Source organism: Serratia sp. BNK-33-b (assembly GCF_048684565.1).
Lineage (GTDB): Bacteria > Pseudomonadota > Gammaproteobacteria > Enterobacterales > Enterobacteriaceae > Serratia > Serratia marcescens.
The window spans coordinates 4533269-4550556 of sequence record NZ_JBLQTZ010000001.1; the positions used below are offsets into that span (position 1 = coordinate 4533269).

Annotated in this window: 24 protein-coding genes and 2 pseudogenes; 10 read left to right on the forward strand and 16 right to left on the reverse strand. The window is 57.7% G+C overall.

Features of this window, described 5'->3' with window-relative positions; translation table 11 throughout:
* The first annotated feature begins 690 nt into the window (after positions 1-690).
* The 10 genes and pseudogenes from ACMGGK_RS21940 (at position 691) to ACMGGK_RS21985 (ending at position 5854) form a co-directional block, all read left to right on the forward strand.
* Complete coding sequence (locus ACMGGK_RS21940; protein ID WP_420277211.1) at positions 691-1281, forward strand: fimbrial protein; 591 nt, start codon at positions 691-693, stop codon at positions 1279-1281.
* Positions 1282-1399: 118 nt separating this feature from the next.
* Complete coding sequence (locus ACMGGK_RS21945; protein WP_420277480.1) at positions 1400-1642, forward strand: molecular chaperone; 243 nt, start codon at positions 1400-1402, stop codon at positions 1640-1642.
* Positions 1602-1727, forward strand: a pseudogene (locus tag ACMGGK_RS21950) (hypothetical protein); the annotation flags it as partial. The gene ACMGGK_RS21945 and the pseudogene ACMGGK_RS21950, both read left to right, overlap by 41 nt.
* Before the next feature lie 28 nt (positions 1728-1755).
* Complete coding sequence (locus tag ACMGGK_RS21955) at positions 1756-2109, forward strand: molecular chaperone (RefSeq protein ID WP_420277212.1); 354 nt, start codon at positions 1756-1758, stop codon at positions 2107-2109.
* Between the two features lie 149 nt (positions 2110-2258).
* Positions 2259-2750: pseudogene (locus ACMGGK_RS21960) on the forward strand (fimbrial protein); the annotation flags it as partial.
* A gap of 59 nt (positions 2751-2809) precedes the next feature.
* Positions 2810-3160, forward strand: coding sequence for a fimbrial protein (locus ACMGGK_RS21965; protein WP_420277213.1), 351 nt, complete (start codon positions 2810-2812; stop codon positions 3158-3160).
* On the forward strand, positions 3157-3459 hold the full coding sequence (locus tag ACMGGK_RS21970) for a hypothetical protein (RefSeq protein ID WP_420277214.1): 303 nt from the start codon (positions 3157-3159) through the stop codon (positions 3457-3459). Before ACMGGK_RS21965 ends, ACMGGK_RS21970 begins: the two co-directional genes overlap by 4 nt.
* Positions 3460-3663: 204 nt before the next feature.
* Positions 3664-4038, forward strand: a complete 375-nt coding sequence (locus ACMGGK_RS21975; protein WP_420277215.1) for a hypothetical protein — start codon at positions 3664-3666, stop codon at positions 4036-4038.
* A 937-nt stretch (positions 4039-4975) separates the two neighbouring features.
* The gene (locus ACMGGK_RS21980; RefSeq protein WP_420277216.1) at positions 4976-5209 is read left to right on the forward strand and encodes a hypothetical protein; all 234 of its coding nucleotides are present in this window, start codon (positions 4976-4978) and stop codon (positions 5207-5209) included.
* Positions 5210-5566: 357 nt separating this feature from the next.
* Entirely contained in the window at positions 5567-5854 is a 288-nt protein-coding gene (locus ACMGGK_RS21985) for a hypothetical protein (RefSeq protein WP_420277217.1), read from the forward strand.
* A gap of 367 nt (positions 5855-6221) precedes the next feature.
* On the opposite strand, the gene ACMGGK_RS21990 is transcribed toward ACMGGK_RS21985, so the two are convergent.
* The 16 genes from ACMGGK_RS21990 to ACMGGK_RS22065 form a co-directional block, all read right to left on the reverse strand.
* On the reverse strand, positions 6222-6683 hold the full coding sequence (locus tag ACMGGK_RS21990) for a hypothetical protein (RefSeq protein WP_420277218.1): 462 nt from the start codon (positions 6681-6683) through the stop codon (positions 6222-6224).
* Between the two features lie 457 nt (positions 6684-7140).
* Complete coding sequence (locus ACMGGK_RS21995) at positions 7141-7506, reverse strand: hypothetical protein (protein WP_420277219.1); 366 nt, start codon at positions 7504-7506, stop codon at positions 7141-7143.
* 333 nt (positions 7507-7839) lie between these two features.
* Complete coding sequence (locus tag ACMGGK_RS22000; protein ID WP_420277220.1) at positions 7840-8238, reverse strand: hypothetical protein; 399 nt, start codon at positions 8236-8238, stop codon at positions 7840-7842.
* 150 nt (positions 8239-8388) lie between these two features.
* Positions 8389-10047: a hypothetical protein gene (locus ACMGGK_RS22005; RefSeq protein WP_420277221.1), complete on the reverse strand. Its 1659-nt coding sequence runs from the start codon at positions 10045-10047 to the stop codon at positions 8389-8391.
* A complete protein-coding gene (locus ACMGGK_RS22010) occupies positions 10044-10679 on the reverse strand; it encodes a hypothetical protein (RefSeq protein ID WP_420277222.1) in 636 nt (211 codons plus the stop codon). Before ACMGGK_RS22010 ends, ACMGGK_RS22005 begins: the two co-directional genes overlap by 4 nt.
* Before the next feature lie 213 nt (positions 10680-10892).
* Positions 10893-11459: a hypothetical protein gene (locus ACMGGK_RS22015; protein WP_420277223.1), complete on the reverse strand. Its 567-nt coding sequence runs from the start codon at positions 11457-11459 to the stop codon at positions 10893-10895.
* A 41-nt stretch (positions 11460-11500) separates the two neighbouring features.
* Positions 11501-11698, reverse strand: a complete 198-nt coding sequence (locus ACMGGK_RS22020) for a PerC family transcriptional regulator (RefSeq protein WP_420277224.1) — start codon at positions 11696-11698, stop codon at positions 11501-11503.
* 104 nt (positions 11699-11802) lie between these two features.
* The gene (locus ACMGGK_RS22025; protein WP_420278103.1) at positions 11803-12243 is read right to left on the reverse strand and encodes a YcgJ family protein; all 441 of its coding nucleotides are present in this window, start codon (positions 12241-12243) and stop codon (positions 11803-11805) included.
* 68 nt (positions 12244-12311) lie between these two features.
* Positions 12312-12440 carry a hypothetical protein gene (locus tag ACMGGK_RS22030; RefSeq protein ID WP_420277226.1) on the reverse strand — a complete coding sequence of 43 codons (129 nt, stop codon included), beginning with the start codon at positions 12438-12440 and terminating at the stop codon, positions 12312-12314.
* 2 nt (positions 12441-12442) lie between these two features.
* Positions 12443-12700 (reverse strand): ANR family transcriptional regulator, encoded by a 258-nt coding sequence (locus ACMGGK_RS22035; protein WP_420277227.1) that lies wholly within the window; start codon positions 12698-12700, stop codon positions 12443-12445.
* Positions 12664-13362: a hypothetical protein gene (locus ACMGGK_RS22040; RefSeq protein WP_420277228.1), complete on the reverse strand. Its 699-nt coding sequence runs from the start codon at positions 13360-13362 to the stop codon at positions 12664-12666. The genes ACMGGK_RS22035 and ACMGGK_RS22040 overlap by 37 nt, the downstream gene beginning before the upstream one ends.
* Positions 13359-14069 (reverse strand): aquaporin Z, encoded by a 711-nt coding sequence (aqpZ, locus tag ACMGGK_RS22045; protein ID WP_420277481.1) that lies wholly within the window; start codon positions 14067-14069, stop codon positions 13359-13361. The genes ACMGGK_RS22040 and aqpZ overlap by 4 nt, the downstream gene beginning before the upstream one ends.
* A 98-nt stretch (positions 14070-14167) precedes the next feature.
* The gene (locus ACMGGK_RS22050) at positions 14168-14566 is read right to left on the reverse strand and encodes a hypothetical protein (protein ID WP_420277229.1); all 399 of its coding nucleotides are present in this window, start codon (positions 14564-14566) and stop codon (positions 14168-14170) included.
* A 19-nt stretch (positions 14567-14585) separates the two neighbouring features.
* Positions 14586-15029 (reverse strand): hypothetical protein, encoded by a 444-nt coding sequence (locus ACMGGK_RS22055; RefSeq protein WP_420277230.1) that lies wholly within the window; start codon positions 15027-15029, stop codon positions 14586-14588.
* A gap of 17 nt (positions 15030-15046) precedes the next feature.
* Entirely contained in the window at positions 15047-15622 is a 576-nt protein-coding gene (locus ACMGGK_RS22060) for a CaiF/GrlA family transcriptional regulator (protein WP_420277231.1), read from the reverse strand.
* A gap of 431 nt (positions 15623-16053) precedes the next feature.
* On the reverse strand, positions 16054-17235 hold the full coding sequence (locus tag ACMGGK_RS22065) for a hypothetical protein (RefSeq protein WP_420277232.1): 1182 nt from the start codon (positions 17233-17235) through the stop codon (positions 16054-16056).
* Positions 17236-17288 lie beyond the last annotated feature (53 nt).

The following is a 17288-nucleotide window of genomic DNA, read 5'->3' on the forward strand; positions in this document are numbered from 1 at the left end:
TCCTCCCTATAGCTTTTAGCGTCATTTTCTTTCTGGACAAGTCGCAAGTTGTAATGCTTTCTATCGGCGACCTGCCAACGGTGATTAACTGGTTTGATGTCGGGTATGATGAACTGCGGGTTTCTTTGTTTTCTGTTGGCACATTAAACCGATGTGAACGACACCAATGGTTTTACAGTGAGAGCAGAAAGATTGTGACTCAATGAGCGCACGGGCTTGTCATGGTAAAATACAGTCTCATCGCCTATCCCTTTATTTTACTACAAGACAAATAATAAATTGATAATGAAACTCATTCAGTGCACGCCGAGTGCGCCTGGAACATAAGCATGGCAGGCCGTAAAACGAGAAGACTAAAAGGTTGTGCTTTACGAAGCAGAACTCACTTATTTTCATGTTCAACATCATCGTGGGGAAAACTGCCCGAAATGCTTGACCTGCCGCGCTCTCGTTCTGATGTTTAAGTGGCATTGCCGTATTTGCCTCCTCCTTGAGGTGTTCCAGCCCGTTCCCAGTAGTTTTTTTCTTGACCTGCCACACCTTTCATATTCCGGTCTATAAATCGCGTTGTGTGCATAACTTCTAGAGAAGGCTTTAACCCCTTATGGGATCCTAATTTGATTGAAGAACCTATACTGCAAGCCCCGTTTTAAACAGGGTAATAATCAACTTTTAATAAGAGAACAATTTATGAAATCCATATTTAAAGTAACCGCAATTGGCTCTCTGCTGTCTATCGGCGTTTCCTCAGCCTATGCTGCGGGTAACAACACCAGGGTGGTCATTCAGGGCGACGTAGTGCCGGTATCCTGTGACATCGACTCAACGTCAGGTGCCGCGCCAGTGGACCTGGGTAACGCCATGCCCACCGACTTCACTGCAGGCGCCGGTATTTATGCAGGCTTCAAGACCTCCATCAAGAATCAGAAAGATTTCTACATCTGTCTGGGCGTGTGCAGCGGTACGGTAGTAGCGAACAAATTCTTGGAACTGCAAATCACCGACGCCCCATCCCTGCCGGGTTACCTAACCCTGCTGGGTGGCGGCGTCGGTTCGACCACCATGAGCTTTGGTTCCCTGCTGACCGGCAAGAAAACCCAGGGAGGCGCTGACGCACTTTTACAGCAAGGCGACTCCATTCAGGCATTTAAATATACATCTACCAATGGCGCGGAAGCGGATGGTGCGACCGTGAAGTTCACCTCAACCATGGCGACTGCAATCACCGCGCAGGTGGGCCATATGGTGGCTCCGGTGACCTTTTCACTGGCGTACAACTAAGCACTGGAAACCCCCCATCCAGGCGCGTTCCCTGGGTGGGGTTTTGTTATGGGTCGAGCGCACCAGGGGTTGCAGCATGACAACAAATAAACACAAAACATTACGCACCTGCCTGGCTATGTTTGCGCTGGCTTGCGGTGTAAGCCTTTTGGGTAGCGCACCCGTGCATGCCGCGGGTATTGGTCTGGGGGCGACGCGCCTGGTGTTAAATGCCCAGTCAGGGCAGACCACCGTTGGCGTTCGCAATACCGCCGCCTTGCCATACCTGGTGACTGCGCGCCTGTCGCGTACACTAGCAGGAAAAGAGAGTACGCCGTTTTTTGTCTCGCCACCTTTGCTGCGGCCTAGAGGGCGGGAGTAGCACCTTGTTTCGTATTACCGGAAATACCGCCTCGCTGCCACAAGACCGGGAGAGCGTCTTTTTCCTGACGGTAACCGGACTGCCATCCAGTAATCCGTTGTCACGTGACGATCATGGTGGGTTTTCAGCGGGTGGTGTTTGCCGTAGGAAGCACCATCAAGCTGTTTTACCGGACGGCCGGTTTGCCATCCTCGGCCTCGGAAGTGGCAAAAACATTGCGCTTCACGCGAGCAGGCGGACAGGTGCGGGCTGAGAATCGCACGCCCTATTACGTCAGCCTGATGACACTGAATATCAATGGGGGGGCGATAAAAATCGAGACCGGGAAGTCAGACATGGTTGCGCCCTTTGGGACTGCAAGCTGGGCAGTGGGAGCGCCATACCCAATGAGTCAGGCCGGCAAGGTGTCTTGGGCAGCGATGGTGAACCTGGGTGAGGTGGTCAATGGCAGTGCAACACTGCAGTAATGGTGCCGGGCGACGCACAAGAGTGGGCGATGATATGAAAAAGGCAACAAGGTCACACATCACGCCCTGGTGGGGGGGCTGGTACTGGCAGGGGCATTGAGCAGTGGCGAGGCCCTAGCGGCCAACAGTGATGCCGGCACCTTCAGGCAAAAATCTTGCCGGGCACCTGCTCAGTGGCCTTGGACAGCCAGAAACAAACTATTGATTTGGGGCTGGTGGGGGCCGGCAGTATCACGACCGCCTCGGCTTTACTGACGTCCGACAGCGATCAGCAATACGTCGATGTGACCTGCACCGGTTACCCCACTGCGCTTTCCAAGCCCATGCTGAAAGTGACGGGGACGGATATTGGCAGCGGCGGTAATTCGCTGTTTCGTAACGGTGGCCCCAACCCCTCCACTTCACTGGGATTTCGGGTGCAGGCGGTGCAAAACGGTGCGACGCCGAACTGGGGCTCGGCTGACTACCTGGTCAAGGATCAGGGGTTTTTAGCCCTTCCGGCGGGCAGTAACGCCAGTGATGCCAAAATCCCGGTGCGCTTTAGCATGTGGTGCGTACCGGTAAGCCCCAAGACGGTCAGTGATTGCAAGTCTGCGGGCGTGGTCTCGGCGGCATTGACTTTTTCGTTTGACTATCAGTGACCTGATTGTTTCGGCATGGGGCAATGATAACGCGCAGCCCGCAAAGAGGAAGGAACAGAATGCAATATATGACACGTCACGTTAGAAGTACGCTGCGGTCGTTACCGGCATGGGCTGCGGGCCTGATGCTGCACCTCTCTTTGGTCTCGGCGGCCCATGCATCAAACCCCACGACAAAGGTGGATGTGCCGGTGCAGGCGCTTATCACTCCCGCGCCGTGCACCGTCGCCCTGACGGGGTTGACCGGTGGCGTGCTGGACCTGGGGTCGCAGACGTCAGAAAGCCTGAGCACGGCCGGTGCGGCCGTAGGGGGCAAGAGTTTTAACGTGAGTCTGACGCAGTGCGGTGGCGATATCGGTACCACGGTGCCCACCATTACGATGAGCGGCGAGACCATCGGGCAGCGGTGACAGGCGGCGATTTCCTGTTCCGGGATGCGGCGTCCAGCACGGCGTCAAATGTCGGCTTTATTTTCCATTTTGGCGGCACGAGCGTGAAGTGGGCAGACACGGACACAACGACGAAAAAGAACCTCAAAAACAGTAGCATCATCACGTCGACCGCCAACACCGAAGGGGCAGTGCTCCCCTCCACCTGGAAAACCGCCGCCATTCCGGTGGGGGTTGCCGTTTCAACCGGCGGGAGCGCCAGCGGGTTGGTGGCGGGGGATTTGCAAGCCAAGGTGACATGCACGTTTGACTATCAGTAAATCACCCCATGCAGCGCAGTGACGAACACCGCCAAGCAAACATGTTCGATGAAAAGAGAAGCGAAGGCGATATCCCAATGAAGAACAACCGGTCGACCATAAAACACACTCTGACAGCGCGCGCTCGGCGCGCCGTCGACGCCTCCTTAGGGGGGCCTGCCGTATGTCACCTGCGTACTCCTGCTGTGGGGAGCTGGGGTTTGCGTGGGGGCACAGGCCGCCAACCCGCCCTCAATCACCACCACCTACACCGTGACCACGCAATCGGCCACCTGCAGCATGGCCCGTGCCGATGGCGGCACGGGGACTGTTGTGCTGGGGAATATCAAGCAGAGCGTACTCAATGACGCCGCCCTTAACCCGGCCAGGACGCAGGGGAAAGCGGTGTCGATGAGGCTGGCCTGTCAGGGAGACCCAGGGGCGAAGACACCGAAAATCAGTGTGTATGACGACAGCGTAGACACGACGGACGGTCGCCTGTACGGCAACAGCACGACTGCCGTTAACGGCGGGGCTACCAATGTGTTTTTTTTGCTAACGAAGACCACCACGCTGCATTTTGAGTTTCTGTACGAATAAAAGAATAGCAACGCGCGGGCACGGACCGGACGTCCTGTGTTTGGCGCGGAGCACGACATACCACAATAACCAGATACGGAACGAGGATGCATGAACCTGAGAAGAATCACCGTCACACTGGCTCTGACGGTATCGAACGGTGCTCTCAAGCGAATGCCTGGCAACAAGTGGGGGGACGTGCAACATCAATCTATCTGCTCGGTCGTGGGCCAGAACTGTCGACTACGGAGTAGTAGGCGATTCACTGAGGCAAACTACAGGGTACGCAATGCTAGCGTGGCCGAACGCTCCGACTGGCAATACCGTGTCTCTCACTCTAACGTCCAACCTAAGTGCAAACTGCAGGCTAGGGTGGTCGGCCTCGTTCGCACAAGGCACGACCTTCCCGTTAGGCACTGTCGCGCCAGCAACGAGTATCACGAAAGGTGTTTGCTCCTATTCGTACTCAGGAATACCCGCCCACCCTCAAGACGGCTCGCCGATAAATGATTCGACTTACCCGGGAAGCGTGTCTGGCACGCTGGCGTGGGACGTCAATGTCGATATCGGTTCCACGATAACCTACCCTAACCTCAACCTGCTGGTCTATTTCGCCCCAACCATCCAACATTATACCATAATGACCATTGGGGTAGGAGGAAATGGGGGAGCAGACCCGCCCCCCTCCAGTCGCGGGTGAGCCGCCCAACTGCACAGCACTCGTGGGAGTCGGCAGCGCCCCAGTATACGACTTCAATGCCACAGCCGGCACCGCTGGCAGCACGATGACAACCAGTACTCCTGTTGCGGCGCATGCATTGACCCTAAACTGCACTGCGGGCCCATCTGGCAGTGTCAAGGGCGCCGCCGTTCTTAGCGTGCTGTCGAACAATCCAGCCTGACCCTACGAACAAATAACAGCGACTGGCTCGGCCTACGCCTTGTCATGCCGTCATCAATGTCAGGCGCAACCACAGCAGCGGGCCAGACCCTAGGCTCACCCGTCAAGTGGAATGGCGCGACTGCCACCCCGCTCTGGACCTGGGACCTGCCGGCGCAGCAGCAAGCCAATGGCAAGGTGACGGTCTCCACCATCAACCTGCAACCGCAAATCTACCAGGTCGCTGCGGTTGACTCGACGCATGACGGTACACGCACGTACACGGTGACCTATTCGGTGACGATGCAGTAGGTCGCAATTGAATGGGCTGCATTCCGCGCACTGTCCGGCATTGGGCAAACCTGAACATTTTCTTTCTATCTGCAACACCAGCGAGGCAGTGCGCCAAACGTTAACATTTGCATACATTCGCTTTGATGGGTTGATAACGTTACTGCTTGTTACTATCCGCCGCTGGGAAACACCTCCAAGTGTCTAAATTTGTCGCTATTTTAGCGCGGACACACGTGGTGCGTATTTTCATGAACGGCGATCACCCAATAACATCCATTGAGATCGGGTAATAACAAAATACGCACGTGGCCTACATTGACGTCCGTCACCTCCCGGCAACACGCTGCTGGCTCATTAAGCAATGGAGGTAGAGTTATGCGTCAATTATCAATCGGTGTGCTGGTGGCGTCGCTGCTGGGTTTTGGGATGACTGCTGCTGTAGCAGCTCCAATGCCGACGGCTAGCGCTGATACATCCGGCGCGATCGCGCCACTCGTTGCACGTGGCCCTGGCCCAGTTATCAACCCGGAAGGCTCAAAGTACATGGAGGAGAAAAAAGCGGCGATGGAAAAACAAATGCCACAACACACCAAGCAGGGTAAACACCACAGTAAGAGTGAGAAGAAACATCACGGTAAAAAGCATCACAAGAAAAAAAAGTAACTGGCGGCAGGCGCGGCACATGCTGCGCCTGCATCAGTCCGCACGGCCTAGATTCAGGTTAGCCCGCATCACGATCCAAATAATCTTTCGATCCGCACCACATCGTGCCCCTGTGTTATCAAGCCGTTACCCCCAAGTCCACTCTTGAACTCGACCCCAATGGACGGATTGTCACTGGCAAGCCAGAGTCGGCATGATTGCCATCCTCTGTCATCCATGACCGAGGGGACAGGGGCGTCACCCGCTACGGGCAGGACACAAGCGACCGCGAATATCCCCGTACGGCGACAAGCACGTCAACCTGAACCAACCGGTAGAGTTGTACTTGCCAACGACAAGTACAACAACAAAGAAATAACGGATACACCTACTCATTCACACCAAGAAATTTAAAGTTACAGTCTGCAGATTGCTCAGAATGTAGGATCCATTGTCCCATCCTAAATCCCCTTGGTGTAACGGTAAGAGTATAATCAGCGCCTTCTTGCAACTGAATCATCTGTGCGCTAGCATCGCCAAAACCAGAAGCCAGCCTCAAGGCGACTGAGTCAACAGACTCGCCTACACCCAATTGTCGAGCCGCTGCCATATTGGAATTCCAGATCCAAAGGTATGCACCGGTATAACGGTGACGGAACCAACAACGCCCCGAATCGTCGTAAAGCATGTCCCATAGTGCAAATTGATTAAAAAGATCTAAGTTATTTGCATATTTTTTGTCACTTTCAGCCCAAACGCTGTCAGATTCGCCAGGATTAATTTTCTCGCTAGTAACAGTTAGCCATAAATTAGTGCTAACATTGTTAATGTAAATAGCTTTTTTATTCATGCCTCATACTCCTTGATATTCCATATAATTCATGCGGATGGTTTTCAATGTTGATTACGTTAAGCATTATCAGTTAGCTTTGCTGATCGTTATCGTTTGAGTTGAACATAAACTTGTGTGTCATTCCATTTTGTATATATCTTAGCCACTCCATACGCCCATTAGGGAATAATGATGGTGAAATATAAAAACGGGTGCGTACCAATAGCAAAGGCATCATGTTCTTAACATGATGCTTGTCACATTACCAACCTTCAGTAAAAGCACGTAAGGTCAAATAATTATCTGGGGGGTAATCCCCCTGATTACTGAGCGGTTTTATTCATGTTATATAAATCATACAACATCCGGCTGGTGAGATTAGGGGATCGTTAAGTCAATACTACAGTGACTTTCCCATTTAAGATTCCCCCTATCTCCTGGCACATTATTCTCTTTTAGCAGGTACTGCTTATTCTCAAGGCGAACGATAGCCTAACGCACTGTGCAAATGCGTCATATCCAGATTCTTTACAGCAGAGCCCAGTGCAATCATCACTATCGCTGAAATCTTAACCGTTGTTTTCCCTTCGGTCAGAACATCACCCTCCGTGGAGATAACCCACACATGGGTATCACAACGCAGGTCAGACACGGCATAAACAGACACTCGTCGGGCATCCTCTCTAACTACCCTGGTGACATGCGCCTGGGCATCATCAATACCCGCCCCCCTCAGGGCACACAACCAGACACCCAGCATCGCCAGCAAAAACGTCATCCCCACAGAGGCCAGGACAGCGCTCATGCCGATAATGCGTTCATCCTCTTCGTCACCGGCCATTACACGCCCCTCAACTTGTTCTTCACAAAAAACCGCGCCAGGGCGATACTCGCTCGCAGAGACCGCCTCCCCGTTTGGCCGGTGACTGAACCACCGCACGCAAAACAGCCACCGTCAGGCCCTTTCCCGACAACAGTGCCTGCAGCTGCGCCGTCGCCTGGGCGTCCCCGTGCCGGGACCGGTTTCTGAGCGTGTCCACCACCACCTGCAGTTGCCCCAGCGCCGTGGTTGCAACAACCGGGGACAGAGGTGGCGTCGGGGGAGATGACGTACGGTGCACACACCCGCCCAGTACCCCAGCCATCAGCAGGATGCTGACTGCCCGCCACGCCCTCATCGTGCGCCTCGCGGGACAGCCGCGGCGCCGCGCCCATTCGCCTGCGACAGCAAGCCATCAAACAGCGCGTTGTGAATGGACTGGCACTGTTCGGCCAGGCGCGCCTGGTATATCTTGTCCATCACCGGCGGGATGTCGCCACCCAACTGGTCACGCAGGGTCAGGTAATGCGTGGCACGTGCTACCTCCGCGTCCAGCGCCGTCGACAGTTGCGTGTAGCGCGACGCATTGACGGCGTCCAGCATGGTCAGGTCGTCCAGGCAGCTTTCCAGCCCGCCCCCGTACAACCCGTTCAATGCTGTTCCCGCCGGGACCAACGCCGATGCCGCCTGCGCGCCCGATACCCCCAATACGCAGGCCAGTACGCCCCCTGCTATCCATAATGATTTGTGCATACATTCCTCTACTGTATTGAACGCCCCCACGCCGGTGGGGGCCCCTGTTGCCCTTCCCGTCAACCGACCAGGAGGGTGGCGACGCACACCCTGTCTTGCGTCACCTTCGATACCGGCACAGCATGCACACGGGGTGCGCATCGTGCCGTACTACGCCTGCGCGCCGATGCTGACGGTGTATTTCATCAGGCTGTAGCCAAACAGCCCGTCCGGCAGGCGCTCCGGCGGGTAGATATCCGACGCAAAGCAGTACACCTCCATCACCCCGCCCCGGCCCCCCAGAAGCACCGCCTGCTGCAGCATGTAAGGCAGTTGCCCGTTCAGCGTCACCGACCGACTCCGGTCATCCCGAAGAACCTTCCCATCGAGCAGACTCTCCCGCACCGACAGTTGCAGGGTCTCCCCGGTCTTGACCGCCTGCGCGCCTTTTCGTGTCTGAACAAAAAACAGCGACCCGTTGCGTTTGAGTACCGTTTTCTTCGCCGTCACCGCCTCCAGACGCTTGATGCCCGCATCAAACCGCCCCTTTTCCTTGTCGGACAGCCGCTGGATAATCGCAGCGTACTGCGCGTTCAGCACCTTCCTGTCCAGTTTCAGCGTTCCCTGCACCCCGTCCGTCACACCGGCCAGCAGCACCATCGGGTCCGATGAAACCCCCAGGTCTTTCTGGAGCGCCAGGGTGCGGCGCAGGGTACTCGCCATCACCACGCCGCTGGCGTACGTCTGCTGTGACCGGGCATCCGTCAAGCTCACGGCAGGGGTGGGCGGTGACGTTACCGGCGCGACCGGTTTCGCCTGCGCCGCCAGCAGCGTCTGATGCTCTGTCGCCTGAGACCGGGTCAGGGACGCCACCTGTATGCTGAGCGCATCACGCTGTTGTGTCGTCGCCGCAAGCTGCGTCTGCAGCGCAGCATTCTGCTCGCTGAGCGTCTTTTGTTGTGCCGACGACGCGTCCGTCAGGGATGTCATCTTCGCCTTGAGTGCTTCCTGCTGTTGGGTCGCCGCCGTCAGTTGCGCCTGCAGCGCGGCATTCTGGTCGCTGAGCGTCTTTTGTATTTGAGTCTGAACCTGCTGCGCCTTGTCACCCTGCGCGTCCTGCTGCCGGGTCAGGGCGGCCAGTTGCGCCTGGGTGTGTTGCAGCTTGCCCGCCAGGGACTGCGCGGTGGCCTGCGCCTGCGCCAACTGCACTTTTTCCCCGGCCCGCTGCCGGTTGTCCGTCGTCACCACCGCCAGCTGCCCCTGCAGGGCCACCATCGCGTGCTGCCACAGGCGCGCCGCCGACGTCTGGTCGACCACCCGCTGCTGCAGCTGCGCCTTCACGCGCACCAGCTCAGCCGTCACCTGTTGTACCTGCGCGCTCTGGGCCGCCGTTTTTGCCGCCGCATCCGGCGTCTGCTGCGATTGCAGCGCGGTGATGCGCGCCTGCAGCGTCGCCACCGTTCCTTGCAGGTCCGCTTCCCGTTTTTTCGCCGCCGTAAGTCGGGTGTCCGCCGCGGCCGCAGCGCGTTGCCCTGCGGCACGTTCTGCCATCAGCCGGGCGCGAACCTGTGACAGGGCGACCGACGACGTACAGACCTGCCGCGGCAACGGCGGGTGAGTCGACGCAGGCTGCCCGGCAGGGGACGCCGGTCGCGCCCCCTTCACGCCCCTGTTGCTGCCGCTCACCGGCGTATCTGGAACCTGAACCCCCTGGATGGCCGACAAAAAATCGGCGCCGGTCTGCGTGGCCCCGGCGGGCGAGACGAAACACAGTACCCCACCCAACAGCCCCCCCATCCCCAAGCGCAACATGCGCGGCGCGCGCATCACGGTTTACTCCGTATCGGGAGACTGTCCCGACCCGGCATGTCGACTTTTTTCAACTCGGTCAGCAGCGATTGGGAAATCGCGTTGCAGGCATCATTGACCCGGTACTGGTACAAGGGGGTGATGGTGTCCGTGGTACCGCTCGACAGCTCACCGGCAATCGCGGCGTAATATTTCGCTGCCCGCAGGTGACGATAGAGCGCGTCCACTTGCGAGCGGTACGCACTCCCCAGCCGTGCCAGTTGATGCGCCTCAAACAGGCAGGTGTTAAGCGGCCCCTGACCGCCCGCAGGCAAGGGCATCGGCACCGTCTCGTCCCCTGCCGCCGATGGCCGCACAGCCCCCGACTGTCCGGTCCGCACGGGCCGGGCCGGCGCCGACGTGGTGATGACCGGCATCGCCACGGTTGTCGGTGGGTGCCCTCGCGAAGGCAGGGCGCACCCCGCCAGCCACAGTGCCACCACGCACGCCCCGACAGGCCGCATCCACCGCTCCCCCTGGCTGGCGCGGTGATGCAACAGCCCCCACCCGGTCGTTTTCTGTGCCCGTGTTTTCATCGTTGCTTTTATTTTCATCGTCGTTTTTACTTTCATCGTCAATACCGCCACCCTGCTCACCATTACGGTGACCACCATCCGCCTGTCTGACGGCGTCACCCAAGCCACCGCAACAAACAGGCCACCCCATAACCGACTGCCATCCAAAACCCTATACACACCACTACCAGTGAACCCCACACCCGCCGCACCGACCAACCGCGCTTGCCTTCCATCCTCACTCTCCCGACATTGCTTTACCTACCCCGCCCATCCGGCAAGGCGCGCCTGGTTGCCGCCAGGGCATGGCCCCTACGACAAACGCCGAGCCTCCGGCACCGAGAGCGAGCCGTTCACAACAATGACCAGCCGCCCGACATAGCGCAGCGTCTCCACCATCGCCAGATGCGCCCGCGGTGGTGAACCAAGATAAGTCCGGTATTGCACCGTCCCATTGACCCGTGTCAGCGTCCCGGGACGCACCACACCGTTTTTCACCAGCTCGATACGCAGCCCGCCACGCCCCAGGCGATTGACTGATGTCGACCACCCACGTCGCCCACCGGACCACACAGGCAACGAAGCTGCAGGCTCAGTGACCAGACGGACACTCAGGCCGGGGACGTTCGTCGCCGCAGCCTGATACCACGATTGCAGTTGCCGCCCGTCCCAGAGGCCCGCCTGAACCGGCACCCGACACCACCCCAGCACGCGCCCCTCCGGAATGACGACTGACGCCACCACCGTGCCAACAGGGAGAGCATCATTGACCGTCACGACGGCCGGCATAAACTGCCAGGCCGTCGTCAGCGTCATCGTCTGCGTCCCCGTCAGGCAGACCGCCGGCTCACTGGCGCGCACGGCCAGACTGACCAGCAACACCAGCCCCCAGGCAACGCGCCGCGCGCCACCCCACCCACTCATGCCAGGCGACCGGCACGTGAGCCACGCAAACCGCCCCGACTCACGCAGGCCGAGCGGCGCTGACTGAGCGCAGCCCGCTGCTCGGGGCAGCGACTCAGGTCATACGCCAGCAACCAGTGCCGTTCCGCCCGGCGCCAGAGTCCGGCCGTCTCGAGCCGTTCAGCCTCCTGAATGCACTCAGCCAGCGACAGCATGACACCCTCGCGTACCGCAGCCCCGTCGCCAGACAACCCGGACCACAAGCACCCCGCCAGCGCAGGGACGCGCCGAACAATGGCGACCGATGCCACGACGCTGCCTACGGCCCATAGAGCTGCCGGGTCATCGTCGCATCCGGTTGCGTGCTGTATTTACTGACGAAGCACGCGCGCTTTTTGCTGTCGCAGTGCACCCCGCTGGTCAGGGTGTAGCGACTGAGCTCATCCACGGACAAATCTTTCACCACCGCCTGCAGCCGCTGCTGGGCCGCCTGTCCCAGATACAGCGCGGTCAACCCCATGGAAATCCCCTGCTCATCCGCACAGAAATTCGCCCGGCGGTCGCACACCACGTGCTGACTACCCTTCGGAAAATAGACTGACGAGTCCGGGTGGTGCTTGCGCACACCGCCTGGCGCGGCAGAAGCCAATGTGATAAGCGAGGTACCTAACAGGACTGCCACGCTCAGTGACAGCAGAACCCACACCATCCGCCGTGATAGCGGGTACCCCACCGGGTGCGTTGCTTGTTTGTTTCTCATATTCCTCTCCCTTGCTCTTGACCGGGCACGGTGACACCGCCCCCCTTTTTTTTCGTCCCGCCCCCCCTTCACCCATGACGGGACAGGAACCACAACACCGCAACAATCATCACCGCCGGCGCCGCCAGCGGATACGCATGCAGCACATCGTCATAGGCTGCCACGCACACATCCACCCACGCCGCTATTGTCTCCATGGTTAACCTCGACGCTCCTGTATCCGTGCCAGCGCACGCAAGCACGCAGCCTGACGCGCCTCGCACCAATCCCGATTCGTGGCTGTCACGGCCAGGTCGCCGGCCCGCAGCCATTGCACGGCCGCGTCCCCGTACTCCCCCGACCGCTCAAGGGCTGCGGCTCGCCTGGCCACCACCTTATGACGCAGGCGGGTGGTGGGAAACTCCCCACGCCTCTCGCCCCTTAATATTGAACTCTCTGCCACTCCCGAGCCCCCCATCTCGCCAGCCGCAGCGCGGACAGCACCCCAAACTTTTTCATGGCGGACTGCCGCTGCGAATAGCAGGTTTTGGGACTGACACCCGACAGGTGGGCCTGCGCCTGTATCGAAACGCCATACACCAAAAAACCCACCAAGATCCGCACCTCGGTACGGCACAACCCCGACAGCAAACACCGGCCCCCCGGCGCCGTCAGCAAGGCTGACGAAATACGCCCGGCCAGCGCACGAGCGATGCTGCTGGGTTGGCTACACGCAGGCAACACCAAAATCCCCTCCAGCGAACTCTCCTGCTTGACCAGACGCCGAAGGGTGTCATACAACCAGGATTTCGGGACATCGGTCAGCAACAGGATGCCCCTCAACGAACGCCGCCCCTCCTGTGATTGCCGACGCAGGTACATCCGCAAAAACTCCAGCGCCTCCAGGAGCGGCCCTAGTCGCTCGGGCAATCGCAGCAGCAGCCGGGCGTCCAGCGACACCCGCTGCCCAGTGACGCACGCCGCGTCCTGCAACCAGGCTGCCACCGAGGGCCACATCCTGACCGTTGGCGCGGGCGTCATCGCTGCCATCAGCGCAGACAACCCCGCCCGCATATAGGAACACGGCGCAATGATGGCCACATGCTGCCACGTCCCCTCCCCCACCATTCGCTGCATCATGCCTCTCCCCGGGTCAGCCCGACCGGTGCTGCCAACAGCCCCCGGTAAAACACGCCCCCCAACACACCGCCGACGATCGGCGCCATCCAGAATGCCCACAGCTGCAGCATCCACGCCCCTCCGGCCAGCGCCGCAACGGCCGTGCTGCGCGCCGGGTTCACCGACGTATTGTCGACCGGAATACTGATGAGGTGAATGAGGGTCAGACACAGCCCAATGGCTAGCGGCGCAACTCCGGCGGGCGCTCGACTGTCCGTTACCCCCATGATGACCAGCACAAAGACCGCGGTCAGCACCCCTTCTGCCAGCAACACCGACCCCACCCCGTACCCGGCCGGCGACAGCGCGCCGTAGCCGTTACAGGCAAAGGCGGTGTGCACATCAAACCCCGCCCCTCCCCGCGCAATCAGAAACAGAACGCAGGCTCCCAGCAGCCCACCGGCCACCTGCACCACGATATAAGGCATGACCAGGTGGCTTTTGATTCGCCCGCCGGCATACAATCCCAACGTAACGGCCGGGTTGAAGTGCCCGCCGGATATCGGCCCCAGCGCATACGCCATCGTGACCACCGTCAATCCGAATGCCAGCGCGACACCGACAGCCCCGTTGCCTCCCGACACCCCACTGGTCGCCAGCACAGCGCTGCCGCAGCCCCCCAGCACCAGCCAAAAGGTCCCCACCGCTTCTGCCACTAATTTTTTCACCATCAATGAATACCTCATTCACCTCACTCCTTTTTTGCCCTGACTGCGCACTACTCACGACCGAACCCATGCCCCACTTCCGCCCACAACACACTGCGTCATCCCGGAGGGCGACAGAACCACATCACCCCTCCCCCCCATGCACCAACAACCCACAGCAGGCCAATCATCAGGCTGATACCCAGACAGCAGATACCCCGAAGTTGAGACTTGCGCGCCGCATTCATCGCCGCAACCGCCCAGATTCCGCACCACACCATCCCGCCATACCCCAGCCAGACCGCCGGCGGCGCATACCCCATGGCGCTGACCCACCACACGGCAAAGGCGCAGACAGGTCCGCCCTGCCACACCGTCGCCCACACCGACAGCTCCCCCCGAACAAACCGACAGAACCACACCGGTTTACGGCCGAACAGGACTCGGCGGCGCACGCCCTGCACCCCGCGAATCACACCAATCATGCATATCGTCACAACCCCCAGGGAGCAGGCCATCAGCCACCATAGGCGAGCGTCAGTGAGGCACGTCATGAACCACGACTCGCAACACCCCCGCCAGACGTTGCCAGGCCTCTCCCGGCAACAGCGGCACGCCGCTCCCGAGTAGTGACGGCGGAATGGGGACAAAGGTGTCATTCCCCAGGAATACCTGCAGCTCATACATCCACCGCCGCACTGCCCAGTCCGCCGAGTCCAGGACCACAGCCAGCCAGTCGCCACCAGACACCACCAGGAGCACACCGGCCGCAATGAACGCACACGGCAACAGCCACGCCTGCAGCCACTGCCACAACACCACACGAAGCACAGCGCCCTTGCGCACGTTATGCATAAAGATGCCCCCCCAGGCCAGCGCCAGTACGCCCCCCACCCCAACCATGACAGGCCAGAGCCAGTGATCCACCTCCAGAAATGAGTGGGCAGAGAGCACCGACCAGAACGACAACTGTGTAGCCATACGTCACCCCGACGTCCTCATTCACTCTCCGTCCTCGAACCAACTGGTGACAGCAGCGGCCGGGCCAGGAAAGTGGCGCGCATGTTGTGCAGCGCCTGCGATTTTTTTTGCCTCTCTCCCCGTGAGGCCTTATCCGGCGCGCGCCGACGCGACCTGGGCACGGACGCAGACTGTGGCGTCTCCGCCACCCCGGTCACTTGCAGGGTCAGGCACCGTATCCCGGCCGGGTTCACCTGCAGGTGGCGAACGCAGGTAATGACATCGCCATGCTCGCGCTGGATATAAGTCATCACGTCTGCCGCCCGACGAGGCGTGATCCGAAAGGCCTGGGATATATCGTCGCGCGAAAAGGGCGTCTTTTTTAATAATCCCCAATGCGCCACGGCAATATAGAGTGGTGGATTGACCAAATGGCTCAGGCACCGCGGTAATGTAAAATCCCCGTGATTGGATTGCCTGCCCAGGACACGCGCCGAGGATTTTGGAACACACTCACCGAACTCACCCAAAACCTCTTTTTCAGAAAGAATTGACTTGCGATCTTCAACATTTTTCATGATTAAAACCTCAAAAAACAGAATCGTCGGCGACACACAACAACCATTCCGCAAGTGGATATATTGAAACAACGATAAAAACACCGCGTTACTAACAACCCTGGTGAAGCAGTAAAAATAAAACAAAGCAGAAAAAAGAAGTCAGCTAGATCTATAAATAACAATCACTGCATAAAAAGGAAAGACATCCATGTCGAGTCATAACGGAATACTACACTACGCAGAACAACAATCCTCGTATGGAACATGGCAAAACGTTCCACTTCAGCGAAAACTGCCCTGGCACATACAATGACAATGCAAATTTCAGCAAGAGACTAGTGAACACAATCATGCCATTATAAAAAACAGGCAAATGCCAGCCCCCCAATAAACAGGATGCAGAATAAACAAGACCAGACAATCAAAGCTTACCTAAGCGAATCTTTACAAAAATGCTCCCAGACATAGCCACCCACTACCATCTATTACTGTATAACAACATTAACTTTTGCGTCGGACATCACATTGCCTGAGATCAGGGTTTTGTTTATATCATGACACAATGAAAAATAGATATTTTTGCTCTCAGCATTGTTTCCTGTCTGCAATGCAGAATCATTCATCTTAAAGTTAGGATGGGCCAAACCATCAAATCTCAAATCAGGACTTGAACACGACGCATCGGATGCAGTTGCACCACCGGTTATATAAATCCCGTCGATAGAAGTCCCAAGATATCCGATATATCCGTTGTAAAGCCCATACGACCCAGCCTCAAAAGTCAAATACATATTCTGTCCTGTGACAGAGGCATTATCGAAAACATTACAACTTGCCGATATATTGGTACTGGCAGATGCGAGTAAGGGGGGCGCACTGGGCGTCGTCACCACATCACCAAAACTTACCGCCGATGGTGGTGTTAAAGAACAAGTGGCAAGGGGCGGTAAAATCGTCACATTGTAAGTCCATGTCTTACTGTTCCCCCCGACACTCACCGTGACCGTTCCGGTATATTGGCCTGTATTATTAAAATCAGAATAACTGCCAGCTCCCGCCCAAGCGCCAACCTGTGCGCCCGTTAACGAACCTCCGGTGAGACCCGTGTACATTTTGGATGAGTCAACACCTTCTGGCCGTGCCGGGGCCAGCCAGTTGAGTGTTGGTGGTGAATACGTGAACGTATCAGGCACGCCATCATACAAGGTCTTAGCGATTATCCCCACTTTGCCTGACGGTTTTATGGAAAGGCTTGAGATGGCATAATTATTTTTCGGATCGGCATCATTTACATACCCAAGCAGTGCAAATACCGGAGGTGGGTTGACGAAAATCCCCCCCTGACAGACTTTATCAGTACTTGTTACGCCTGTTTTTGAAATGCAGATCAACGGCAGCGTATCACCTGATGCTGCCACCACATTCCCATCTGAGGTGGAATACTTAACAGATATAAGTGATCCGGGAGAATAATTCTGCCCGACCGCCGCATTGTCGACTGGCCCAAGCGTTTGCATGTCAATGAGGCCTTGCTGTGACCATCTGCCGTTCAGTGTGATAGTATCAGCCATCACAGGAAAAGACTCGACAGCCATTAACATCAGTCCCAGACTACCAAAAAAATATTTTCTTTTTTTAGGTTTGAATAACCATTCGGATAAACACATAAGATCAACCTCAAAAGATAAATCGTCTTCATTCTCTGTCAGCTGTCGTGCTA

Bases quoted from the DNA above. Each gene is read 5' to 3' on its own strand.
- ACMGGK_RS21940 (WP_420277211.1), top strand. From the start codon at position 691: ATGAAATCCATATTTAAAGTAACCGCAATTGGCTCTCTGCTGTCTATC.
- ACMGGK_RS21945 (WP_420277480.1), top strand. From the start codon at position 1,400: ATGTTTGCGCTGGCTTGCGGTGTAAGCCTTTTGGGTAGCGCACCCGTG.
- ACMGGK_RS21955 (WP_420277212.1), top strand. From the start codon at position 1,756: ATGGTGGGTTTTCAGCGGGTGGTGTTTGCCGTAGGAAGCACCATCAAG.
- ACMGGK_RS21965 (WP_420277213.1), top strand. From the start codon at position 2,810: ATGCAATATATGACACGTCACGTTAGAAGTACGCTGCGGTCGTTACCG.
- ACMGGK_RS21980 (WP_420277216.1), top strand. From the start codon at position 4,976: ATGTCAGGCGCAACCACAGCAGCGGGCCAGACCCTAGGCTCACCCGTC.
- ACMGGK_RS21985 (WP_420277217.1), top strand. From the start codon at position 5,567: ATGCGTCAATTATCAATCGGTGTGCTGGTGGCGTCGCTGCTGGGTTTT.
- ACMGGK_RS21990 (WP_420277218.1), bottom strand. From the start codon at position 6,683: ATGAATAAAAAAGCTATTTACATTAACAATGTTAGCACTAATTTATGG.
- ACMGGK_RS21995 (WP_420277219.1), bottom strand. From the start codon at position 7,506: ATGGCCGGTGACGAAGAGGATGAACGCATTATCGGCATGAGCGCTGTC.
- ACMGGK_RS22000 (WP_420277220.1), bottom strand. From the start codon at position 8,238: ATGCACAAATCATTATGGATAGCAGGGGGCGTACTGGCCTGCGTATTG.
- ACMGGK_RS22010 (WP_420277222.1), bottom strand. From the start codon at position 10,679: ATGGTGGTCACCGTAATGGTGAGCAGGGTGGCGGTATTGACGATGAAA.
- ACMGGK_RS22020 (WP_420277224.1), bottom strand. From the start codon at position 11,698: ATGCTGTCGCTGGCTGAGTGCATTCAGGAGGCTGAACGGCTCGAGACG.
- ACMGGK_RS22025 (WP_420278103.1), bottom strand. From the start codon at position 12,243: ATGAGAAACAAACAAGCAACGCACCCGGTGGGGTACCCGCTATCACGG.
- ACMGGK_RS22030 (WP_420277226.1), bottom strand. From the start codon at position 12,440: ATGGAGACAATAGCGGCGTGGGTGGATGTGTGCGTGGCAGCCTATGAC.
- ACMGGK_RS22035 (WP_420277227.1), bottom strand. From the start codon at position 12,700: ATGGGGGGCTCGGGAGTGGCAGAGAGTTCAATATTAAGGGGCGAGAGG.
- ACMGGK_RS22040 (WP_420277228.1), bottom strand. From the start codon at position 13,362: ATGATGCAGCGAATGGTGGGGGAGGGGACGTGGCAGCATGTGGCCATC.
- ACMGGK_RS22050 (WP_420277229.1), bottom strand. From the start codon at position 14,566: ATGGCCTGCTCCCTGGGGGTTGTGACGATATGCATGATTGGTGTGATT.
- ACMGGK_RS22055 (WP_420277230.1), bottom strand. From the start codon at position 15,029: ATGGCTACACAGTTGTCGTTCTGGTCGGTGCTCTCTGCCCACTCATTT.
- ACMGGK_RS22065 (WP_420277232.1), bottom strand. From the start codon at position 17,235: ATGTGTTTATCCGAATGGTTATTCAAACCTAAAAAAAGAAAATATTTT.